Annotated in this window: 19 protein-coding genes and 1 tRNA gene; 16 read left to right on the top strand and 4 right to left on the bottom strand. The window is 32.1% G+C overall.

The features are described from left to right. Positions 1 to 55: 55 nt before the first annotated feature. Positions 56 to 4,192, top strand: a complete 4,137-nt coding sequence (rpoB, locus tag AJ882_RS06625; RefSeq protein ID WP_002859036.1) for a DNA-directed RNA polymerase subunit beta — start codon at positions 56 to 58, stop codon at positions 4,190 to 4,192. Next, complete coding sequence (gene rpoC / locus AJ882_RS06620; RefSeq protein ID WP_070279703.1) at positions 4,185 to 8,738, top strand: DNA-directed RNA polymerase subunit beta'; 4,554 nt, start codon at positions 4,185 to 4,187, stop codon at positions 8,736 to 8,738. Before rpoB ends, rpoC begins: the two co-directional genes overlap by 8 nt. Before the next feature lie 30 nt (positions 8,739 to 8,768). Here rpoC and AJ882_RS06615 read toward each other — a convergent pair whose 3' ends face one another. After that, positions 8,769 to 9,530: an IclR family transcriptional regulator gene (locus AJ882_RS06615; RefSeq protein ID WP_011049683.1), complete on the bottom strand. Its 762-nt coding sequence runs from the start codon at positions 9,528 to 9,530 to the stop codon at positions 8,769 to 8,771. Between the two features lie 228 nt (positions 9,531 to 9,758). Here AJ882_RS06615 and AJ882_RS06610 point away from each other — a divergent pair, with 228 nt between their 5' ends. From AJ882_RS06610 to AJ882_RS06545, 14 genes are all read left to right on the top strand, one after another. Then, complete coding sequence (locus AJ882_RS06610; RefSeq protein ID WP_002867603.1) at positions 9,759 to 10,667, top strand: dihydrodipicolinate synthase family protein; 909 nt, start codon at positions 9,759 to 9,761, stop codon at positions 10,665 to 10,667. Then, positions 10,664 to 10,927 (top strand): UxaA family hydrolase, encoded by a 264-nt coding sequence (locus AJ882_RS06605; RefSeq protein ID WP_002779462.1) that lies wholly within the window; start codon positions 10,664 to 10,666, stop codon positions 10,925 to 10,927. Before AJ882_RS06610 ends, AJ882_RS06605 begins: the two co-directional genes overlap by 4 nt. 2 nt (positions 10,928 to 10,929) lie before the next feature. Further along, positions 10,930 to 12,096: a UxaA family hydrolase gene (locus AJ882_RS06600; protein ID WP_002837600.1), complete on the top strand. Its 1,167-nt coding sequence runs from the start codon at positions 10,930 to 10,932 to the stop codon at positions 12,094 to 12,096. An 11-nt stretch (positions 12,097 to 12,107) separates the two neighbouring features. After that, on the top strand, positions 12,108 to 13,394 hold the full coding sequence (locus AJ882_RS06595) for an MFS transporter (protein ID WP_002837601.1): 1,287 nt from the start codon (positions 12,108 to 12,110) through the stop codon (positions 13,392 to 13,394). Then, on the top strand, positions 13,395 to 14,183 hold the full coding sequence (locus AJ882_RS06590) for an SDR family oxidoreductase (protein WP_002825115.1): 789 nt from the start codon (positions 13,395 to 13,397) through the stop codon (positions 14,181 to 14,183). 10 nt (positions 14,184 to 14,193) lie between these two features. Then, positions 14,194 to 15,450, top strand: a complete 1,257-nt coding sequence (fucP, locus tag AJ882_RS06585) for an L-fucose:H+ symporter permease (RefSeq protein ID WP_002837603.1) — start codon at positions 14,194 to 14,196, stop codon at positions 15,448 to 15,450. Continuing rightward, entirely contained in the window at positions 15,434 to 16,204 is a 771-nt protein-coding gene (locus AJ882_RS06580; RefSeq protein WP_002837605.1) for an amidohydrolase family protein, read from the top strand. The genes fucP and AJ882_RS06580 overlap by 17 nt, the downstream gene beginning before the upstream one ends. Continuing rightward, entirely contained in the window at positions 16,205 to 16,522 is a 318-nt protein-coding gene (locus AJ882_RS06575) for an L-rhamnose mutarotase (protein ID WP_002858606.1), read from the top strand. 13 nt (positions 16,523 to 16,535) lie between these two features. Continuing rightward, positions 16,536 to 17,975, top strand: a complete 1,440-nt coding sequence (gene aldA, locus AJ882_RS06570; protein WP_002823713.1) for an aldehyde dehydrogenase — start codon at positions 16,536 to 16,538, stop codon at positions 17,973 to 17,975. Positions 17,976 to 18,302: 327 nt separating this feature from the next. Continuing rightward, positions 18,303 to 18,689 (top strand): 30S ribosomal protein S12, encoded by a 387-nt coding sequence (gene rpsL, locus AJ882_RS06565; protein ID WP_002782934.1) that lies wholly within the window; start codon positions 18,303 to 18,305, stop codon positions 18,687 to 18,689. A 69-nt stretch (positions 18,690 to 18,758) separates the two neighbouring features. Continuing rightward, a complete protein-coding gene (gene rpsG, locus AJ882_RS06560; RefSeq protein ID WP_002779471.1) occupies positions 18,759 to 19,229 on the top strand; it encodes a 30S ribosomal protein S7 in 471 nt (156 codons plus the stop codon). Between the two features lie 12 nt (positions 19,230 to 19,241). Further along, on the top strand, positions 19,242 to 21,317 hold the full coding sequence (gene fusA, locus AJ882_RS06555; protein ID WP_002779472.1) for an elongation factor G: 2,076 nt from the start codon (positions 19,242 to 19,244) through the stop codon (positions 21,315 to 21,317). A 29-nt stretch (positions 21,318 to 21,346) separates the two neighbouring features. After that, a tRNA-Arg gene (locus tag AJ882_RS06550) sits at positions 21,347 to 21,423 on the top strand. Between the two features lie 182 nt (positions 21,424 to 21,605). Next, positions 21,606 to 22,808 carry a tyrosine-type recombinase/integrase gene (locus AJ882_RS06545; RefSeq protein ID WP_032593176.1) on the top strand — a complete coding sequence of 401 codons (1,203 nt, stop codon included), beginning with the start codon at positions 21,606 to 21,608 and terminating at the stop codon, positions 22,806 to 22,808. Here AJ882_RS06545 and AJ882_RS06540 read toward each other — a convergent pair. The 3 genes from AJ882_RS06540 to AJ882_RS06530 are packed head-to-tail and all read right to left on the bottom strand — an operon-like array spanning position 22,805 to position 24,222. After that, complete coding sequence (locus AJ882_RS06540) at positions 22,805 to 22,975, bottom strand: helix-turn-helix transcriptional regulator (protein ID WP_002864902.1); 171 nt, start codon at positions 22,973 to 22,975, stop codon at positions 22,805 to 22,807. The genes AJ882_RS06545 and AJ882_RS06540 overlap by 4 nt on opposite strands. Beyond that, complete coding sequence (locus AJ882_RS06535) at positions 22,968 to 23,510, bottom strand: pentapeptide repeat-containing protein (protein ID WP_070279700.1); 543 nt, start codon at positions 23,508 to 23,510, stop codon at positions 22,968 to 22,970. The genes AJ882_RS06540 and AJ882_RS06535 overlap by 8 nt, the downstream gene beginning before the upstream one ends. Position 23,511: 1 nt before the next feature. Then, the gene (locus AJ882_RS06530; protein WP_052789479.1) at positions 23,512 to 24,222 is read right to left on the bottom strand and encodes a Rha family transcriptional regulator; all 711 of its coding nucleotides are present in this window, start codon (positions 24,220 to 24,222) and stop codon (positions 23,512 to 23,514) included.

The raw sequence follows: 24,222 nt of genomic DNA, 5'->3' as shown, positions 1-24,222 counted from the left end.
TTTTTACCTAATTTTTAGGTCTTCTTTTTTAAATTTACAAAATTTACCATGAGGTATGTGCGATATGTTAGATAATAAATTAGGAAATCGTTTAAGAGTAGACTTCTCAAACATTTCAAAACAAATAGAAATCCCAAATCTTCTACAATTACAAAAAAAGAGTTTTGATTATTTTTTAAATCTTGATAATGGTGAAAGTGGTATAGAAAAAGTTTTTAAATCAATTTTTCCTATTCATGATCCGCAAAATAGATTGAGTCTTGAATATGTTAGTAGTGAAATAGGCAAGCCAAAATATACCATTCGCGAATGCATGGAAAGAGGTTTGACTTATTCTGTAAATTTAAAAATGAAAATCCGTCTTACTCTGCATGAAAAAGATGAAAAAACAGGGGAAAAAGTTGGCGTAAAAGATATTAAAGAACAAGAAATTTATATCCGCGAAATTCCTTTAATGACAGATCGTGTATCTTTTATCATTAATGGGGTTGAGAGGGTGGTTGTAAATCAATTACATAGAAGTCCTGGTGTTATTTTTAAAGAAGAAGAAAGTTCAACGGTTGCAAATAAGCTTGTTTATACAGCACAAATTATTCCTGATCGTGGTTCGTGGCTTTATTTTGAATACGATGCCAAAGATGTTTTGTATGTAAGAATCAATAAGCGTAGAAAAGTTCCTGTAACTATGCTTTTTAGAGCTTTAGGGTATAAAAAACAAGATATTATTAAGTTGTTTTATCCTATTCAGACTATACATGTGAAAAAAGATAAATTTTTAACAGAATTTAATCCAAATGATTTTATGGATAGAATAGAATATGATATTAAAGATGAAAAAGGAAAAATCGTTCATCAAGCTGGAAAAAGACTTACAAAGAAAAAAGCAGAACAGCTTATTAAAGACGGTTTAAAATGGATAGAATATCCTGTAGAAATTTTACTTAATCGTTATTTAGCAAATCCTATTATTGATAAAGAAAGTGGAGAGGTTTTATTTGATTCTTTAACTTTGTTAGATGAGAGTAAGCTTGCTAAGATTAAAGAGCAAAAAAGTTTTGATATAGCAAATGACTTGGCTAATGGCGTTGATGCAGCGATTATTAACTCCTTTGCTCAAGATGGAGAAACTCTAAAACTTCTTAAACAAAGTGAAAATATCGATGATGAAAATGATTTAGCTGCGATTAGAATTTACAAAGTTATGCGCCCAGGTGAACCTGTGGTAAAAGATGCAGCGAAGGCTTTTGTAAATGATTTATTCTTCAATCCTGAAAGATACGATCTTACTAAGGTAGGTCGTATGAAAATGAACCATAAGTTAGGTCTTGAAGTGCCTGAGTATGTTACTGTTTTGACTAATGAAGATATTATTAAAACTGCAAAATATTTAATTAAAGTAAAAAATGGTAAAGGACATATTGATGATAGAGATCATTTAGGAAATCGTCGTATCCGTTCTATAGGTGAACTTTTAGCTAATGAACTTCATTTAGGTCTTGCAAAAATGCAAAAGGCGATCAGAGATAAATTTACTTCTTTAAATGCGGATCTTGATAAAGTAATGCCTTATGATTTAATCAATCCTAAAATGATTACTACAACTATCATTGAATTTTTTACAGGAGGTCAGCTTTCGCAATTTATGGATCAAACCAACCCTTTAAGCGAGGTTACTCATAAGCGTCGTTTGTCAGCGCTTGGTGAAGGTGGACTTGTAAAAGAAAGAGCAGGTTTTGAAGTGCGTGATGTTCACGCGACACATTATGGTAGAATTTGTCCAGTTGAAACACCTGAAGGTCAAAATATTGGTTTGATTAACACTCTTTCTACTTATGCAAAAGTAAATGAACTTGGCTTTGTTGAAGCGCCATATAGAAAAGTTGTAAATGGTAAAGTGACTAATGAAGTTGTTTATCTTACAGCGACACAAGAAGAAGGCTTGTTTATCGCACCAGCTTCAACTAAGGTTGATGCTAAAGGCAATATAGTAGAAGAATTTGTTGAGGCTAGGCAAGATGGTGAAACTATACTTGCAAGACGCGAAGAAGTGCAATTAATCGATCTTTGCTCAGGTATGGTTGTTGGAGTTGCAGCTTCTTTGATTCCGTTTTTAGAGCACGATGATGCAAACAGAGCGCTAATGGGTTCAAACATGCAACGTCAAGCTGTGCCACTTCTTACTGCTTCAGCTCCGATAGTAGGAACAGGTATGGAACAAATTATTGCGCGTGATGCTTGGGAAGCTGTTAAAGCAAAGCGTGGCGGTGTGGTTGAGAAAGTGGATAATAAAAGCATTTTCATTTTAGGTGAAGATGATAAAGGTCCATTTATTGACCATTACACTATGGAGAAAAATTTAAGAACCAATCAAAATACAAATTATATTCAACACCCTATTGTTAAAAAAGGTGATATAGTAAAAGCAGGACAAATTATCGCAGATGGTCCTTCTATGGATCAAGGCGAACTTGCTATAGGTAAAAATGCTTTAATCGCTTTTATGCCTTGGAATGGTTATAACTATGAGGATGCTATAGTTGTAAGTGAGAGAATTATTCGTGAAGATACTTTTACAAGCGTGCACATTTATGAAAAAGAAATTGAAGCAAGAGAACTAAAAGACGGTATAGAAGAAATTACCAAAGATATTCCAAATGTAAAAGAAGAAGATGTTGCGCATCTTGATGAGAGCGGTATTGCAAAAATTGGTACCCATATCAAACCAGGTATGATTTTGGTGGGTAAGGTTTCTCCAAAAGGTGAGGTTAAACCAACTCCTGAAGAAAGACTTTTAAGAGCGATTTTTGGAGAAAAAGCAGGACATGTTGTGAATAAATCCCTTTATGCAACCGCTTCTTTAGAGGGTGTTGTTGTGGATGTTAAAATTTTCACTAAAAAAGGCTATGAAAAAGATGATCGCGCAATAAAATCTTATGATAAAGAAAAAATGGCTTTAGAAAAAGAGCATCATGATAGACTTTTGATGATGGATAGAGAAGAAATGCTTCGTGTTTGTGCTCTTCTTTCCAAAGCCTCTTTAAATAGCGATCAAAAAATTGGAGATAAAAATTATAAAAAAGGACAAACTGCAGATATTAGCGAACTTGAAAAAATCAATCGTTTTACTTTAACAACTTTGATTAAAGCTTATTCTAAAGAGATTCAAAAAGAATACGATGATTTAAAAAATCATTTCCAAAATGAGAAGAAAAAATTAAAAGCAGAACACGATGAAAAGCTTGAAATTTTAGAAAAAGATGATATTTTACCAAGTGGGGTAATTAAGCTTGTTAAAGTTTATATTGCTACAAAAAGAAAGCTTAAAGTCGGTGATAAAATGGCAGGACGTCATGGAAATAAAGGTATAGTTTCAACTATAGTTCCTGAAGTAGATATGCCTTATTTGCCAAATGGTAAGAGTGTGGATATTGCGCTTAATCCACTTGGCGTTCCAAGTCGTATGAATATAGGTCAAATTTTAGAAAGTCATTTAGGTTTAGTTGGACTTAGACTTGGGGATCAAATTCAAGAAATTTTTGATAGAAAGCAAAAAGATTTTCTTAAAGAATTAAGAGCGAAAATGCTTGAAATTTGTTCTATTCCAAGACTTGCAAACGAAAAAGAATTTATTAAAAGCTTAAGCGATGAAGAGCTTTTAAACTATGCTAGAGACTGGAGTAAAGGAGTTAAATTTTCTACTCCTGTTTTTGAAGGTGTAAATATAGAAGAATTTAGCAAGCTTTTTAAAATGGCTAAGATAGATATGGATGGCAAAACAGAACTTTATGATGGACGCACGGGGGAAAAAATTGCAGAGCGTGTTCATGTAGGATGTATGTATATGCTAAAACTCCATCACTTGGTTGATGAAAAAGTTCATGCAAGAAGTACAGGACCTTATAGCTTGGTTACCCAACAACCTGTGGGTGGTAAAGCACTCTTTGGGGGACAAAGATTTGGAGAAATGGAAGTTTGGGCACTTGAAGCTTATGGAGCGGCTCACACTTTAAGAGAAATGTTAACCATAAAATCAGATGATGTAGAAGGTAGATTTAGTGCTTATAAAGCATTGACAAAAGGTGAAAATGTTCCAGCAACAGGAATTCCTGAAACATTTTTTGTATTAACCAATGAGCTTAAATCTCTTGCTTTAGATGTTGAGATTTTTGATAAGGATGAAGATAATGAGTAAATTTAAAGTAATAGAAATTAAAGAAGATGCAAGACCTAGAGATTTTGAAGCATTTCAACTAAGACTTGCAAGTCCTGAAAAAATCAAATCATGGTCTTATGGAGAAGTAAAAAAACCAGAAACTATTAATTATAGAACCTTAAAGCCTGAAAGAGATGGGCTTTTTTGTGCAAAGATTTTTGGACCTATAAGAGATTATGAGTGTCTTTGTGGTAAATACAAAAAAATGCGTTTTAAAGGCGTTAAGTGTGAAAAATGTGGTGTTGAAGTAGCAAATTCAAAAGTGCGTCGTTCTAGAATGGGGCATATCGAGCTTGTAACTCCTGTGGCTCATATTTGGTATGTTAATTCTCTTCCAAGCCGTATAGGAACGCTTTTGGGTGTTAAGATGAAAGATCTTGAGCGCGTGCTTTATTATGAAGCTTATATTGTTGAAAACCCAGGTGATGCTTTCTATGATAATGAAAGTACTAAAAAAGTGGAATATTGCGATGTTTTGAACGAAGAGCAATATCAAAATTTAATGCAACGCTATGAAAATAGCGGCTTTAAAGCAAGAATGGGTGGAGAAGTTGTTCGTGATTTACTTGCAAATTTAGATCTTGTAGCGCTTTTAAATCAGCTTAAAGAAGAAATGGGGGCTACAAATTCAGAGGCTAAGAAAAAAACTATCATTAAACGCTTAAAAGTTGTAGAAAATTTCTTAAATTCAAATTTAAACGCCAATACCGATAGCGACGAAGCTGTACCAAATCGTCCTGAATGGATGATGATTACAAATCTTCCAGTTTTACCGCCAGATTTGCGTCCTTTAGTGGCTTTAGATGGTGGGAAATTTGCAGTTTCTGATGTGAATGACTTATATCGTCGTGTTATCAATAGAAATACACGTCTTAAAAAACTTATGGAACTTGATGCACCTGAAATCATTATCAGAAATGAAAAAAGAATGCTTCAAGAGGCTGTTGATGCGCTTTTTGACAACGGTCGTCGTGCTAATGCTGTAAAAGGAGCAAATAAACGCCCATTGAAATCTTTAAGTGAAATCATCAAAGGGAAACAAGGACGTTTTAGACAAAATCTACTAGGTAAAAGGGTGGATTTCTCAGGTCGTAGCGTTATTGTTGTAGGTCCAAAACTTAGAATGGATCAATGCGGTTTACCTAAAAAAATGGCTTTAGAGCTTTTTAAGCCACATCTTTTAGCTAAGCTTGAAGAAAAAGGTTATGCAACCACAGTAAAACAAGCTAAAAAAATGATAGAAAATAAAACCAATGAAGTTTGGGAATGTTTAGAAGAGGTAGTAAAGGGACATCCTGTTATGCTAAACCGTGCACCTACTTTGCATAAGCTTTCTATCCAAGCTTTTCATCCTGTTTTAGTGGAAGGTAAGGCTATACAACTTCATCCTTTGGTTTGTGCAGCATTTAACGCAGACTTTGATGGGGATCAAATGGCAGTGCATGTACCGCTTTCTCAAGAGGCTATTGCAGAATGTAAAGTGCTTATGCTTTCATCAATGAATATTCTTTTACCAGCAAGCGGTAAGTCTGTAACCGTTCCATCGCAAGATATGGTTTTAGGAATTTATTATCTTTCGTTGGAAAAAGCAGGTGCTAAAGGTTCGCATAAAATTTGTACAGGCATTGATGAAGTGATGATGGCACTTGAAAGCAAGTGTTTGGATATTCATGCGAGCATACAAACTATGGTAGATGGTAGAAAGATTACCACTACAGCAGGAAGATTGATTATTAAATCCATCTTGCCTGATTTTGTGCCTGAAAATAGTTGGAATAAAGTCTTAAAGAAAAAAGACATTGCTGCACTTGTAGATTATGTTTATAAACAAGGTGGTTTAGAGATTACAGCAAGTTTCTTAGATAGACTTAAAAATTTAGGTTTTGAATATGCAACTAAAGCAGGTATTTCAATTTCGATTGCAGATATTATTGTTCCTAATGATAAACAAAAAGCTATCGATGAAGCAAAAAAACAAGTAAGAGAAATTCAAAATTCTTATAATCTCGGTTTGATTACTTCAGGGGAAAGATACAATAAAATCATTGATATTTGGAAAAGTACAAACAATGTTCTTTCAAAAGAAATGATGAAGCTTGTAGAAAAAGATAAAGAAGGTTTTAACTCTATTTATATGATGGCAGATTCTGGTGCTAGGGGTAGTGCAGCTCAAATTTCTCAGCTTGCTGCGATGAGAGGACTTATGACCAAACCTGATGGTTCTATTATCGAAACGCCTATTATTTCAAATTTCCGTGAAGGGCTAAATGTTCTTGAATACTTTATTTCAACTCACGGTGCTAGAAAAGGTCTTGCAGATACCGCTCTTAAAACAGCAAATGCGGGTTATTTGACAAGAAAACTCATCGATGTTGCACAAAATGTAAAAATTACCATTGAAGATTGTGGAACACATGAGGGTGTTGAAATCAATGAAATTACCGCAGATAGTTCTATTATAGAAACTTTAGAAGAAAGAATTTTAGGCAGGGTTTTAGCTGAGGATGTGATTGATCCTATTACAAATTCTGTGCTTTTTGCAGAAGGTACTTTAATGGATGAGGAAAAAGCAAAAATTCTTGGCGAAAGCGGTATAAAAAGTGTCAATATCCGCACTCCTATTACCTGCAAAGCTAAAAAAGGAATTTGTGCAAAATGTTATGGTATCAATCTTGGTGAAGGTAAATTAGTAAAACCAGGCGAAGCAGTGGGAATTATTTCCGCTCAATCTATCGGTGAACCAGGAACGCAGCTAACTCTAAGAACTTTCCATAGCGGGGGAACTGCAAGTACGGATTTACAAGATAGACAAGTAAGCGCACAAAAAGAAGGTTTTATAAGATTTTATAATCTTAAAACTTATAAAAACAAAGAAGGTAAAAATATCGTAGCAAATCGTAGAAATGCGGCGGTTTTACTTGTGGAGCCAAAAATCAAAACTCCATTTAAAGGTGTGATTAATATAGAAAATATTCATGAAGATGTGATTGTTTCTATTAAAGATAAAAAACAAGAAGTAAAATACATATTAAGAAAATACGATCTTGCTAAACCAAATGAATTAGCAGGTGTAAGTGGCAGTATAGATGGAAAACTTTATTTGCCATATCAAAGCGGCATGCAAGTAGAAGAAAATGAAAGTATCGTAGAAGTGATTAAAGAGGGTTGGAATGTACCAAATCGTATTCCTTTTGCGAGTGAAATTTTAGTAGAAGATGGCGAGCCTGTAGTTCAAAATATCAAAGCAGGCGAAAAAGGAACACTCAAATTTTACATCCTTAAAGGCGATGGTTTAGATAGAGTAAAAAATGTTAAAAAAGGTGATATTGTTAAAGAAAAAGGATTCTTTGTAGTGATTGCTGATGAAAATGATAGAGAAGCAAAAAGACACTATATCCCAAGAGAATCTAAGATAGAATTTAACGATAGTGAAAAAATCGATGACGCAAATACTATCATTGCAAGTGCTCCTAAAAAAGAAAGAAAAGTGATTGCAGAATGGGATGCTTATAATAATACTATCATTGCAGAAATTGATGGTGTTGTAAGCTTTGAGGATATTGAAGCAGGTTATAGTGCTGATGAGCAAATTGATGAAGCTACAGGTAAGCGTTCTTTAGTAATTAATGAGTATTTACCTAGCGGAGTTAGACCAACTTTGGTAATTGCAGGAAAAGGTGATAAAGCTGTGCGTTATCACCTTGAACCAAAAACCGTTATTTTTGTTCATGATGGCGATAAAATTGCTCAAGCAGATATTTTAGCAAAAACTCCAAAAGCAGCAGCTAAATCAAAGGATATTACAGGAGGTCTTCCAAGAGTTTCTGAGCTTTTTGAAGCAAGAAAACCAAAAAATGCGGCTGTGATTGCAGAAATTGATGGTGTTGTTCGTTTTGATAAGCCTTTGCGTTCTAAAGAAAGAATTATTATCCAAGCAGAAGATGGAACAAGTGCTGAGTATTTAATCGACAAAACAAAACATATTCAAGTAAGAGATGGAGAGTTTATTCATGCAGGTGAAAAACTTACAGATGGAGTTGTTTCGAGTCATGATGTGCTTAAAATTTTAGGTGAAAAAGCCTTGCATTATTATTTGATTTCTGAAATTCAGCAAGTTTATCGCGGACAAGGTGTTGTGATTTCTGATAAACATATAGAAGTTATCGTTTCTCAAATGCTAAGACAAGTAAAAGTTGTAGATAGTGGACATACGAAATTTATTGAAGGTGATTTGGTTTCAAGACGTAAATTCCGTGAAGAAAATGAAAGAATCATTAGAATGGGTGGAGAACCAGCTATTGCCGAGCCTGTGCTTTTAGGTGTAACAAGAGCAGCGATTGGAAGTGATAGTGTGATTTCTGCGGCTTCATTCCAAGAAACTACCAAAGTTTTAACTGAAGCAAGTATAGCAGGTAAATTTGACTACTTAGAAGATTTAAAAGAAAATGTTATTCTAGGTAGAATGATTCCTGTTGGAACAGGGCTTTATGGCGAACAAAATTTAAAACTTAAAGAACAAGAATAAAACTCTATTTTATAGCCCTTCGGGGCTATATTAATACAGTGTATCTAAATCATTAAAATAAATTTTTAAAACTTTTTCTATTTTATTTTTTTCTTCTAGAAGTATTTTTTTATTTTTTTCTCTAAAAGCTTTATTAGAGCAATAAATTAGATAAGATATACTAATGGCAGCAATTATTTTATTTTTATGTTCTATGCCTATAGCCATACATTCAATTTGAGGATTCATTTCTCCAATTTCTATGGCAATTTTTTCTTTTTTAATTTGTTTGATTTGTTGATAGAGTTCATTTATATTATTTAAGGTGTTTTCTGTAATTTTATCAAAATTTCTAGGATAAAGTTTTTCTAATTCCTTTTTATTTTTATTTGATAGTAAGGCTTTGCCTAAAGATGTTGCATAAGCAGGATACGAAGTGCCTATAAAAGATTTTAATTGTACTGTATTATTGGCATCAATTTTTTCTAAATAAAGCACATTTCCATCTTTTAAAATTCCCATTTGACAAGTTTGATTGGTTAAATTTCTTATATTTTTCATATGCTTTTTGATTATTTCAAAAATATTATTTTCATTTTTTATATTACATCCTAATTCTATAATCTTAAAATCCAAATAATAACTTTTATTTTTTAAATCACATTTGATATATTTTTTTTCTTGAAGAGTTTGTAAAATAGGCCAAAGAGTTCCAGCAGGAATGTTTAATTTTTTAGCTATAGCACTTAAGGTAAGCTTTTCTTTTGCAAGTAATTCTAGAATATTTAACACTCTAAGAGTGGGCTGATGCATATTGTCTTTATCCTTGTTTTATTTTTATAAATTTTAGCATATTTTTTACTTTTAGTAACATAAATCATAATTTTTATTATTTATTAATTTTAATATTTTTTTGTAAAAATTGGCAGTTAATAAGAATAAAATACGAATTTTTACCAAGTTAACAGCTTGATTTTTTTACAAATATTTTGTTATATTTTTTGTATATAAATATATTTTTGTATATACGAAAGGAAAAAAATGGGAATTTTAAAAGGAACTTTACCGGCTTTACTTACTCCATATAAAGATGATGGAAGTATCAATGAAAAAGAATTTATTCGCTATTGTGAATTTGGTATTTCTAAAGGCTTGAACGGATTGTTTTGTAATGGAAGTGCAGGGGATTCTCAAGCTTTGAGCGTGGAAGAGCAAGTTAAGTTAATGAAACTCACCAAAAAGGCTACAAAAAATAATATACCTATCATCACGGGTATTACCTCGACAATTTATGAAAACACTTTTATTTTGGCGCAAAAAGCTTATGAATTAGGTCTTGATGCCTTATTACTTGCTATGCCTTATTATTATAAATTGAGTGAAGATACACTTTTTGAATATGTAAAATATTTAGCTTCTGAAGTGAAACTTCCCTTATATGTTTATAATATACCTCTTTTTGCACCAGCACTAAGCTTAAAATTTATAGAAAAGGTTTCAAAGCTTGATAATGTTGTGGGTATAAAAGATAGTAGCGGAGATGCTTTGCTTTTAAATCATATTTTAGATGTAGTACCTAGTAATTTTGATGTTTTTGTAGGAAGAGAAGAATTTTATGTAGGTGCATTATTAGCAGGTGCAAAAGGTTCTATGACTAGCATAGGTGGAGTTTTTCCAGAACTTATGAGCGAAATTTACAAATCAATCAATGAAAAAAATATAGGCAGAGCTTTGCTAATACAAAAAAGTTTATTAAAGGCCATAAGATTTGGTATGAGCATAGCTTTTCCTATGGGTTTTGCTTTGCTTTTAAAGGCCAGAGGATTTGAATTTGTAAATGCTAGTATTCATCCTTTATCACCTGCTACAAAAGAAGAATTAAACACTCGCTTTGATGAAGCAAAAGAGCTTATTAAAACTATAGAAAAAGAAACAGGTATAAAACTATGAAAGGATATATTATAGTCAATGAAAAAGACAATGTTGCCACAGCTTTGCGTGACTTTAAAAAAGGCGAAAAAGTGGCAAATATTGAGCTTTTAAATGATATTGCAAGCGGACATAAATTTGCACTAAAGGATATAAAAAAAGATGAAATTATTATCAAATACGCAGAAGCTATAGCTAGTGCAAGTTGCGATATTAGTACAGGGGAATGGGTGCATATCCATAATACTGCGGGAATTAGAGGTCGTGGAGATAAGGAATGAAAATGAAAAAGATAATGGGTTATAGAAGGGAAGATGGAAAATTTGGCTTAAGAAATAAAGTCATTATCATACCAAGTGTACATTGTGCTAATAAAGTGTGTGAAAATATAGCTAGAAAATGTAATGGAGCAGTTTATATCAACCATCAGCATGGTTGCTCCCAGCTTGAATTTGATGCTTTACAAACTAGAGATGTTTTAATAGGTCATGGGAGCAATGCCAATGTTTTTGGTGTTTTAATTATAGGGCTTGGTTGTGAGGTAATACAAGCCAAAGCAGTAGCAGAAAAAATCAAAGAAGCAACGCCTTATAAAAAGGTTGAATATTTAGTGATACAAGAATGTGGTGGTAGTAAAAATACCATTGAAAATGGTATCAAAATAGTCAATGAAATGCTTGAAAGTGCTGCAAAATTACAAAAAAGTGAAGGAGATTTCAGTGATTTGATTTTAGGCACAGAATGCGGTGGAAGTGATAGCTATAGCGGACTTAGTGCTAATCCTGCTTTAGGAAGTTTGAGTGATTTTGTAATCGATGAGGGTGGTGCGGTAATTTTAGCAGAAACTACAGAACTTATAGGTTGTGAAGCCATACTAGCTAAGAGAGCAAAAAACGATGAAATAGCTAAAAAGGTATATGATAAGATTTTAGCTTATGAGAATTTAGTCAAATCTTTTCATGCTGATATTCGAGGAGCAAATCCTAGCCCAGGAAATATGGCAGGCGGGCTTAGTACTATAGAGGAAAAATCTTTAGGCTGTGTTTATAAGGCAGGAACTAGAACCTTAATGGATGTGATTGATTATGCTAAGCCTGTAGTTTCTAAAGGTTTAACTTTTATGAATACACCAGGCAATGATATAGAACAACTTAGTGCTATGGTTGCAGGTGGAGCAAATATTTGTGTTTTTACTACAGGTCGTGGCACTCCAACGGGTTCTGCTATCGTGCCTACTATCAAAATGAGTTCTAATACTTTTTGTTATGAAAATATGAATGATGCTATTGATATTAACGCAGGAAGCATTATAGATGGGGTAAAAACAAAAGAAGAAGTGCGTGATGAGCTTATAGAATTAATCGTGCGAATTTCAGATGGAGAATTGGTAAAAGCAGAGCTTAACGAGCAAAATGATTTTTCAGTTTGGAGACTTGCTACAACTTGTTAAAGGGTAAAGTGATGAAACATGCAAATTCAATAAAGTTAGAGTTAGTATGTAAAAAAATATCTTGGCGTATTTTGCCTTTGATTGTTTTGATGTTTTGTCTTTCTATGCTTGATAGGACAAATATTAGCTTTGTGAAATCTCATATAGAAATTGATGCAGGCATCGGTGAGGCTGCTTATGCTTTGGGTGCTGGAATATTTTTTATAGGTTATGCCATTTTTGAAGTGCCTTCAAATTTATTTTTGCATAAATTAGGAGCAAAAATTTGGTTGAGCCGTATAATGATCACTTGGGGTCTTGTAACTATGGCAATGATTTTTATACAAGGAGAAATAAGTTTTTATGTATTAAGATTTTTATTGGGTTTAACTGAAGCAGGTTTTAGTCCAGGCATTATTTTATACCTTAGTTATTTTTTCCCAGCTATATATCGATCTAAGGTTTATGGAATTTATCAAATGGGAGTTCCAATTGCTTTTGTTTTTGGTTCTTTAATTAGCGGTTTTATACTTGATTATACACCAAATATATATTTTAAAAATTGGCAATGGATGTTTTTAATAGAAGGAGGTATTACCGTTTTAGTAGGTATTTTTTGTTTATTTTATCTTGATTCACATCCAAAAGATGCAAAATGGTTAGATATAAAAGAAAAAGATATTTTGCTAAAACATATTGAAATTTCCAATACTAAAGCTAAGGATTATTCTATAAAAGATATTTTTAAAAGTATTTTGGTGTGGAAATTTGTATTTGTTTATTTTTGTATTCAATTAAGTGTTTATGGAGTGCTTTTTTATTTACCAAGTAAAATTGCCCAAATATTGCAAATAAATGTAGGTTTTGAAGTTGGACTTTTAAATGCCATACCTTGGATTTTTGTTTTTATCGCCTTGCCAATATTTACCTCATTGGCTGATAAAAAACATTCTTGGAATTTACATGCGATTTTATTTTTACTGCTAGCAAGTTTGAGCATGATAGCTTCAACTTTTGTTACAAATTTGGCGGCATTTTTATTTTTTATTAGCTTGGCTGCTATAGGTTTTATAGTCATTCAGCCTATATTTTGGAATTTGCCAACTCAAGTTTTAAAAGGAAAAGGAGCCGCGGCTGCTATTGCTCTTATAGGATCCTTGGGAAATTTAGGAGGTTTTGTAGCTCCTACTTTAAAAACATATATAGAAAATCATTTTGGAGTTGAGTTTGGACTTATAGTGTTAGCATTGATAGCAATTTTAGGTGTATTGGTATTAATACATTTAAAAATAACTTTAAATTTAGATAAAGGAGAATAAATGGATTTAAAAATTAAAAATAAGGTTTGTATTATTACAGGAGGGGCTAAAGGTATTGGGTATGGTATTGCTAAATTATGGGCAAGCGAAGGCGGAATTCCTGTAATTTTTTCAAGATCTATGCCTAAAGAGCACGATAAAGAATTAAAAAAATTATCTAGTGAGTATGAATTTTATGAAATTGATTTAAAAAATTATGAGCAAATTGAAAAGCTTGTAAAAAAAGTTGCTATCAAACATGGTGGAATCTATGCTCTTGTAAATAATGCAGGTACAAATGATAATTTACATATTGAAAATACAAGTACTCAAGATTTGATAAAATCTTATGAAAATAATCTTTTTCATTATTATACTATGACCAAAGAATGTTTGCCTTACATTAAAAAAGAACAAGGCAGTATTTTAAATATAGTGAGTAAAACAGGCATCACAGGACAAGGAAGAACTTCAGCTTATGCTTCGGCCAAAGCGGCTCAAATGGGTTTTACTAGAGAATGGGCTTGTGCTTTTGCTAAGGATAATGTTAGGGTAAATGCTATAGCTCCTGCTGAAGTTATGACTCCTCTTTATGAAAAATGGCTGCAAAATTTTCCTAATCCTAAAGAGCAATATGAAAAAATCGCAAAAGCTATACCTTTAGGCCATCGTTTTACTACCATAGAGGAAATTGCAAATACAGCGGTTTTTACACTTAGTCCCCTTGCTTCACATACTACAGGGCAAATTTTAATGCCAGATGGAGGTTATGTGCATTTAGATAGAGCATTAAATTGGGATGAAAACTAAGGAGTAAAAAATGACTGATTCTAAAAATATAAAAATAGCTATTGTTTTGGTAACTTCTCTTTTCTTTTTATGGGGAGTAAGCTATGGACTTATTGATGTGATGAATAAAAATTTTCAAAATCATCTTCATATTAGCCAGCATGAAAGTGGCTTTTTACAGTTTGCTTATTTTGGTGCTTATTTTATCATAGCCTTACCCGCAGGTTATATAGCCAATAGATTTTCTTATAAAATGGGAATCATTTTTGGCTTAGCTCTTTATGCCATAGGAGCTTTGCTTATTATACCTGCTACAAATTTGGCTTCTTTTCATTTGTTTTTGTTTGCGTTTTTTATTTTAGCTTGTGGTATTGGTTCTTTAGAAACTAGTGCAAATCCCTACATGACAAAGCTTGGTGATGAAAAAAATGCGAGTTTTAGAATCAATGCTGCGCAAAGTTTTAATGGTTTGGGGCAATTTGTAGGACCTATTATAGGCGGAGTTTTATTTTTATCTATTACTAAACAAGAAGAGGGTGCGAGTAAAGAGCAAATCGAGGCTGCATTGGTAGCTAATATGGGAAATGTCCAGCTTGTTTATATAGGAATTGCTGTCATTGTTATTTTGATTTTAATTGCTTTTGTTGCAAATAAGCTTCCAGAAGGAAGTGCGGTAAGTGATGATTATAAGCAAAAAGATGATTCTAAGCCCATATATGTTTTTAAACACAGACATTTTAACTTAGGGCTTTTAGCGCAGTTTTTGTATATAGCCAATCAAGTTGCAGCAGGAGCTTTTTTTATCAATTATGTTGTAGAACATAATGAAGGTTTAAAAGATGCGCAAGGTGCTTATTATTTTTCTATAGCTTTGGTTGCATTTATGCTAGGGCGCATTGTTTCTACTCCTTTGATGAAGATAATCAAAGGTGAAAAAATTTTAGGATTTTATTCTCTAATCAATGTGCTTATATGCTTTAGCTTGTATTTTGCTAGCGGGTTTTTTAGCATAGTGCTTTTAATAGCTTTATTTTTCTTTATGTCTATTTCTTTTCCTACTATTTTTGCGGTAGCAACAAAAAATTTACCTTTAAATCAAGTAAAACTAGGCGGTTCTTTGCTTGTGATGAGCATAGTAGGTGGAGCAATTATGCCTATAATTATAGGTTTTATTAATGATCATTATGGTACAGGCGCTGGGTATTTAGCAATGGCACCTTTGTTTTTATATGTGGCTTGGTATGGCTTTATAGGCTCAAAAGTGAGAAAAAATGCAAAAGATTTTTGATGCTCATCTACACCTTTGGGATTTGGAAAAAATACCTATTTCATGGATAAAAGACGATGAAAAATTAGAGCAAAATTATGATTTTTTTAGGATGAAACAAGAATATAAAGAATTTGAATTTATAGGTGCTATGTATGTTGAGGTTAATAGTGATGATTTAGAAAAAGAAGCTTTGTTTGCTTTGGAGCAAAAAAAGCTTCATAATCTTTTGTTTTGTTTAGCGGATTTTAAGCATAAAGAAGAGCTTAGTTCTTTTAGGGAAGTAATGCACACGAGCAAAAAAGGAGCTAAAAGACTATTTGAAGCAGACTTTGAAGAAAAAATAGAAATTTTAAAAACTTTCAATATACCTTTTGAGGCTTGTATTAAAAATGAAGAGCTTGGTTTTTTAGAAAAATTTTTAAGTAAAAATCCAAATTTAAAAGTGGTTTTAAATCATCTAGGAAGTCCAAAAATAAATCGTTTAAATGAATACAAAAAAGATTTAAGTTTTTTGAAAAAATTTCAAAATTTATATATCAAGCTTTCTATTCCTGATGGTTTTTCGCAAGAAACTCCTAAGGAATTTATTTTTGAGCTTTTTGCTTTTTTAAAAGAAAATTTTAGTGAGAATAAATTTATATTTGGGAGCAATTATCCAGTGGCAAAGATAACTCCAGCTAAGTGGGCCAAGCTTATTATAGAGAGTAAAATTTTTGATGATCTAGATAAAATATTTTACAAAAATGCTTTATTAATTTATAAAGGAGGATGAATGCAAAGATACGGTCAAATCATAAAAATAAAAAAAGAAAAAATAGAAGAATACAAAGAGCTTCACACAAAGCCTTATGAAGGGGTTTGTGAGATGATTAAGGAATGCAATATACAAAATTATTCCATTTATTTGTTTGGGGAATATTTATTTGCATATTTTGAATATATAGGTGCTGATTTTGAAGTAGACATGGCTAAAATGGCAAGAGATGAAAGCACACAAAAATGGTGGAAAGTAACAGATCCTTGTCAAATATCTTTAGGCTATGTAGGACAAAAATGGCTAAATATGGAAGAAGTATTTCACTTAGACTAAAAAAGGAGAAAAAATGACAACTTATTTAAATTATATTGATGGAAAGTTTATCCCACATAATGGAGAATTTATCGAAGTTTTAAATCCAGCTACCAAAGAAGTGATTTCAAGAGTAGCTAGCGCTTCTTTAGAAGATACTAAAAGAGCGATTGAAGCAGCCAAAAAAGCACAAAAAGTTTGGGAGGCTAAACCAGCGATTGAAAGAGCAAATCATTTAAAAGAAATAGCTAGTTTAATACGCAAAAATGCTAATTTCTTAACCGAAGTTTTAATGCAAGAGCAAGGAAAAACCAGAGTTTTGGCTAGCATAGAGATTAATTTTACAGCAGATTATATGGATTATACGGCCGAATGGGCTAGAAGATATGAGGGTGAAATCATACAAAGCGATAGGGCTAATGAGCATATATATTTATATAAAAGTGCTATTGGGGTAATTGGTGGAATTTTACCTTGGAATTTTCCATTTTTCTTAATCGCAAGGAAGATGGCACCTGCTTTACTAACAGGAAATACTATTGTTATAAAGCCAAGCAGTGAAACTCCAAACAATGCTTTTGAATTTGCAAAGCTTGTTTCGCAAAGTTCTTTACCAAAAGGTGTTTTTAACTTAGTTGCAGGTAAAGGCAGTGTAGTAGGATATGAATTATCAAGCAATGAAAATATAGGTATGGTAAGTCTTACAGGAAGTGTTGAAGCAGGGACTAGAGTAATGGAAGCTGCAGCTAAAAATATTATCAAAGTTTCTTTAGAACTTGGTGGAAAGGCGCCAGCTATAGTGTGCAAAGATGCGGATATTGATTTAGCAGTAGAAGCGATTAAAGCAAGTAGAATTTGCAATAACGGACAAGTTTGTAATTGTGCTGAAAGAGCTTATGTGCATACAAGCGTTTATGATGAATTTGTAGACAAATTTGTAAAAGCCATGAGTAAAGTAAGTGTTGGAAATACCTTAAAAGGTGATTTTGATATGGGACCATTGGTCAATCAAGCAGGAGTTGATAATGCTTTGGCAATGCTTCAAAGAGCTACAGCTAAAGGAGCGATTGTAGAATGCGGTGGAAAAATCATTGATACAAGTGGGTATTATTTTCCCGCAAGCGTTCTTACTAATGTTAAACACGAAGATGAGATCATGCAAAAAGAAATTTTTGCTCCGATTTTACCTATTGCTAAATTTGATACACTTGATGAAGCTATTGATATGGCAAATGATTGTGAATATGGTCTTACAAGTTCTATTTATACACAAAATTTAGATATAGCAATGAGAGCTAGCAGAGAAATTAAATTTGGTGAAACTTATATTAATCGTGAAAATTTTGAGGCTATGCAAGGTTTTCATGCAGGCTTTAGAAAAAGTGGCATAGGCGGAGCTGATGGAAAACATGGTCTTGAAGAATATTTAGCTACCCATGTGGTATATTTGCAGTATAATACTAATAAACAATGATTTTTATCCTATCTAAATTTTTAGATAGGAGTTATTATAATCTTGGAATCAAGTATGATGCTTTATAACTATGGATTAAACACTTTTTTAGTAATTTCTTAAAATCAATTTTGGAATTTTTCATTTTGTCTAAAATGAGTAAGATTATTTTTATAAGTAAAACAATAATTAAAAATTAGTTTATGTTTTATAAATATTAATGTAAATTATGTAGGTTTATTTTATAAAAATTTTTAAAAGCATTTAAATTATTTCTAGTTTATATTTTTGTAAGTAAATTTTAGATATCATCCAAAGTTTATTACATTTTTAAAGAAAGGAATTATTGTGCCTACCATAAATCAATTGGTTAGAAAAGAGCGCAAAAAAGTTTTAGAAAAATCTAAATCTCCAGCGCTTAAAAATTGTCCACAAAGAAGGGGAGTTTGCACTAGGGTTTATACTACAACACCTAAAAAACCAAACTCAGCGTTAAGAAAAGTTGCCAAAGTAAGACTTACTAGTGGCTTTGAAGTGATCAGCTATATCGGCGGTGAAGGTCATAACTTGCAAGAACACAGCATTGTTTTAGTGCGTGGTGGTAGGGTAAAAGACTTACCAGGGGTTAAATATCACATCGTTCGTGGTGCTCTTGATACAGCAGGTGTTGCAAAAAGAACAGTTTCTCGTTCTAAATATGGTGCTAAACGTCCTAAAGCAGGCGCTGCAAAATAATCATTCATACAGACAAATCCGTTAGATTTGATTTTGTTTGAGTAAAATTTAAAATTTGAAGGAAAAATAATGAGAAGAAGAAAAGCTCCGGTAAGAGAAGTCTTGCCTGATCCGATTTATGGTAATAAAGTAATCACAAAATTTATTAATTCTTTAATGTATGATGGTAAAAAAAGCACAGCTACAACAATTATGTATGGTGCTTTGGAAGCTATCGATAAAAAAGGTGGCGAGAAAAAAGGTATTGATATTTTTAATGATGCGATTGAAAATATTAAGCCTTTATTAGAAGTAAAATCTCGTCGTGTAGGTGGTGCAACTTATCAAGTTCCAGTTGAAGTTCGTCCTGCTAGACAACAAGCTTTGGCGATTCGTTGGATTATTTCTTTTGCAAGAAAAAGAAGCGAAAGAACTATGATTGATAAACTTGCAGCTGAGCTTTTAGATGCAGCAAATAGCAAAGGTGCTTCATTTAAGAAGAAAGAAGATACTTATAAAATGGCTGAAGCAAATAAAGCATTTGCTCACTATCGTTGGTAAGAAGGAGTGTGTATGTCAAGAAGTACTCCTTTAAAAAAAGTTAGAAATATCGGTATTGCTGCTCACATTGATGCGGGTAAAACGACTACATCTGAAAGAATTCTTTTCTTTACAGGTATGAGTCATAAAATCGGTGAAGTTCATGATGGTGCTGCAACTATGGACTGGATGGAACAAGAGAAAGAGCGCGGGATTACTATCACTTCTGCGGCTACAACTTGTTTTTGGAAAGATCATCAAATCAATCTTATTGACACTCCAGGCCACGTGGATTTTACAATTGAAGTTGAAAGATCTATGCGTGTTCTTGATGGTGCTGTTGCGGTATTTTGTTCAGTGGGTGGGGTGCAGCCTCAAAGTGAAACAGTTTGGAGACAAGCAAATAAATATGGTGTTCCAAGAATAGTATTTGTAAACAAAATGGATAGAATCGGTGCAAATTTCTACAATGTAGAAGATCAAATTCGCAACCGTTTAAAAGCTAATCCAGTTCCACTTCAAATTCCAATCGGTGCTGAGGATAATTTTAAAGGCGTAATCGATCTTGTAACTATGAAAGCTTTAGTTTGGGAAGATGATACTAAGCCAACGGATTATGTAGAAAAAGAAATTCCAGCTGAACTTAAAGAAAAGGCAGAAGAATATCGCACAAAAATGATAGAAGCAGTTTCTGAAACTTCAGATGAGTTGATGGAAAAATATTTAGGCGGAGAAGAATTAAGCCTTGAAGAGATTAAAACAGGGATTAAAGCAGGATGTTTAAGTCTTTCTATCGTTCCTATGCTTTGCGGTACAGCGTTTAAAAATAAAGGGGTTCAACCTTTACTTGATGCTGTTGTGGCTTATTTACCAGCTCCTGATGAAGTGGCAAATATCAAGGGTGAATATGAAGATGGCACAGAAGTTTCTGTAAAATCAACTGATGATGGCGAGTTTGCAGGACTTGCATTTAAAATTATGACAGATCCATTTGTAGGACAACTTACTTTCGTGCGTGTTTATCGCGGTTGTTTAGAAAGTGGTTCTTATGCTTATAACTCAACTAAAGATAAAAAAGAAAGAATTGGTCGTTTGTTAAAAATGCACTCTAATAAAAGAGAAGAGATTAAAGTGCTTTACGCAGGCGAAATTGGTGCTGTTGTAGGACTTAAAGATACTTTAACAGGGGATACTCTTGCAAGTGAAAAAGATAAGGTAATCCTTGAAAGAATGGATTTTCCAGATCCCGTTATTTCTGTTGCAGTTGAGCCAAAAACTAAAGCTGATCAAGAAAAAATGTCTATTGCTTTAAATAAATTAGCACAAGAAGATCCAAGTTTTAGAGTTTCAACTGATGAAGAAAGTGGCCAAACTATCATTTCAGGTATGGGTGAGTTACACCTTGAAATTATCGTTGATAGAATGCTTCGTGAATTTAAAGTTGAAGCTGAAGTAGGTCAACCACAAGTTGCTTATCGCGAAACTATTAGAAAAACTGTTGAACAAGAATACAAATATGCTAAACAATCAGGTGGTCGTGGCCAGTATGGACATGTATTCTTACGCCTTGAACCGCTTGAGCCAGGTAGTGGATATGAATTTGTTAATGATATCAAAGGCGGGGTGATTCCAAAAGAATACATTCCTGCAGTTGATAAAGGTGTTCAAGAAGCATTACAAAATGGTGTTTTAGCAGGTTATCCTGTAGAAGATGTTAAAGTAACTGTTTATGATGGAAGTTATCACGAAGTGGATTCATCTGAGATGGCGTTTAAGCTTGCTGCTTCTATGGGCTTTAAAGAAGGTGCTAGAAAAGCAGGTGCTGTGATCTTAGAGCCTATGATGAAAGTTGAAGTAGAAACTCCCGAAGATTATATGGGTGATGTTATTGGAGATCTTAACAAACGCCGTGGTCAAGTAAATAGCATGGATGAGCGTGGTGGAAATAAAATCATCACAGCATTTTGTCCTTTGGCTGAAATGTTTGGTTATTCTACTGATCTTAGAAGTCAAACTCAAGGTCGTGCGACTTATTCTATGGAATTTGATCACTATGATGAAGTTCCTAAAAATGTTGCAGATGAAATCATCAAAAAAAGAAACGGTTAAATTTTTTAGCGGGATTTTTCCCGCTTTCTGTCCTCGTAGCTCAGCAGGATAGAGCGCAAAATTCCTAATTTTGAGGCCGTGAGTTCGAATCTCGCCGTGGACACCAAGTAGTAATTCATTAAGTAATATTAAGATACAAAATACACTATTTTAACAACTTTTCTACATTAAAATTTTTTATTATGATTGAAATTTTTTCTATTTTTTCTTATAATTCTGTAGCCATTTATGTAGCCAAAGTAAAAAAGCTAATTCTGGCTACAAAAATACTAAAAAAAGGTTTTTTTAATGCTAACTCAAAAAGATATAGACAATTTAGAAATAAAAGATAAAAGGTATATGATTAGCGTAGGAGAACCAAAAGAATTATATGTCCGAGTTAATCCAACAGGTAAAAAAGTTTTTTATTTAAGAGCTTCAAAATTTAAAAATTTTATAACAATAGGGGAATGCCAAAAAGGTGTTTTAAATGTTACAAATGCAAGAGAAAAAGCAAAAGATCTTTTAAAATCAATGTATGATGGAAAATTTATCGGCAAAAATGATAAGGTTATGACACTTGAAAAAGCAAATTTTCTTTATGTTGATATAAAATCTAAAAAATTAAATTCAGCTACAATCAAAAAAGAACAGTCAATTTTTAAAAAATATATTATTCCAACTTTGGGACAAAAAGATATAAATGAATTGAAAAAAGATGATTTTCTACCTATTTATGATTTAATGCAGAAAAAAGGAATATACGAAACAATAAATAAAAATATATCTTTGCTATGTAGGATATTTGAGATTAGTAGACAAAGAGGTGACTTAAAAACAGATATAATACTTCAATTGAAAGATTTAAAGAAATTTTACAATGAAGCAAATCACAATAAAGTTAAACATTTTAAAGCTATAGTAGAAGAACAAGAAATAAAAAATATGTTAGAATGTATGAAAGAATATAAAAATCATCCACGGACAAATACAACTATAATTAATGCAATTTATTTTACGCTTTTAACAGCACAAAGAAGTAAAAATATTCGATTTGCTAAATGGAGTGATATTGACTTTGAAAACAATCTTTGGATTATAAAAGCAGATGAAATGAAAGTAAGAACTAATGGTGATAATATTATTCCATTAAATAAATATGCATTAAAAGTTTTAGAAATTCAAAGAATTTTAAATGGAGATAAAAAGTATATTTTCGCTAATAATAATGGAACTATTAGCGAGAATTTTGCTGTAAGATTTTTTAAATTTTATAATTTAGAGCACACTATACATGGATATCGTTCTACTTTTAGAAGTGTTTATACTAATAAAAGCAATGAGTTAATTCAGCAAGGTATTAGTAAAGATATAGCAGAAATGATATTACATCATATAAGCGGCAATGAAATAGAAAGGGCTTACAACAGAGCCAAGGCAATTGATTTAAGAGTAAAACTTATGCAATGGTATGGAAATTACTTAAACTCTCTTTGTGAGTTTTGCTTTTAATGTCTCTTAGCTTTAAGCCATTTTTCTATTTCTTTTATTTCATATCTTATGGATTTTCCTATGCGAATGTAAGGTATTTTACCATCTTGTCTTAACTTAAATAATGATGTTATACTAACTCCTAAATATTCGCTCAATTCTTTTTCTCTAAAATATTTTTTAACCATTTTCAACTCCTAATCTTTTATCTATAATTTCAAAAATAGTATCCTTGTAATAATTCCAAAGCCATTTCTGTTCTTCATCTTCTAAATCATTAACACTTAAATTACGCCATTCTTTTATTGTTTTAGTATCACAACCTAAATTCATCATAGTTTTTGTAAAAGTCATAACATAGGTATCAACGACAACACTAAAGATATTTTTCATATCTCCTATACAGTCCCTAAGATCTACATTTTCAAATATACAATTTTCAAATTCTGTTCTTAGAAAATTACAAAAATGGAAACTTGCTCCACTAAAATCGCAATCTATAAAAGATGCATTCTTGCTCGAAATATCATTTAAATTAGCATTTTTAAAACTAGCTCCATTTATAAATGCATTATTAAAATCTAATCCACTTAAATTTATATTTTCCAAGTTTGCATTATTTAAAGAAATACCTTCTAAAATGCAATACTCAACTAATTCTTTTTCACTTTTTCTATCATCTTCGATAATGATAGTTTCATCAAGTCTTTTTAAAATTCCCATCTTATTTCCTTAATATTTTTTTCCATTTTTCTTCAAATTCATCATAATTTTTCCAATACTTAAGCTCTTTTTCTAATTTATTTAAAACAGCTTCAAAAACAGTATCTTTACCTATTTTTTCGGCAAATAAACTCATTTCCCATTCTTTTATGCAAATCATTCCATAATCACGAGCAAGTATTTTTCTAAGCTCAAGCAATTCTTTTTGACTAAGCTTTCTTTTAAAGCTTAACTCGTTTTTATGGTCTAGGTCGTATTTTAGGGCTTTGATTTTGTTTTCATATTTTTCCTTTTGCTGTGCTAATTGTGATTTGTAGCCGATTTTTTGATGATGATTTAAAGAATTTAGTCTTTGATTTTCATCGCTTAGGGTTTTAAATCTAGCTTTTTCTTGTTCTTGTTCTAGGTTTTTAAGTTTTTCTTTCATTTTATAAAAAGCAAAAACTAAAACTTTTTTAGCATTTCTAACACTTTCGCTATTTTTCATATAAGTTAAAAGTAGCGTTGCTTGCTGTTCATTTAAGAAATAAATCTTTTTGTTGGTCTTTGCTATTTTTTGAAGTTCAAAGCCTAGTTTCCCAAAACATTCTAAGTCTTGCTTGTAATTTCTGATAAGTCTTTGTATGGAATTTATATCTACTTTAGATATTGTAGAAATTTTATTTTGGTCTGTAACCAAACCGCCATTTAAAGAATAAACTAAATTACTCAT

The organism is Campylobacter sp. BCW_6461, assembly GCF_001762735.1.
In the GTDB taxonomy this organism is placed as follows: Bacteria; Campylobacterota; Campylobacteria; order Campylobacterales; family Campylobacteraceae; genus Campylobacter_D; species Campylobacter_D jejuni.
The sequence above is the reverse complement of the archived record's forward strand: the minus strand, read 5'-3'. Positions and strand labels throughout refer to the sequence as shown.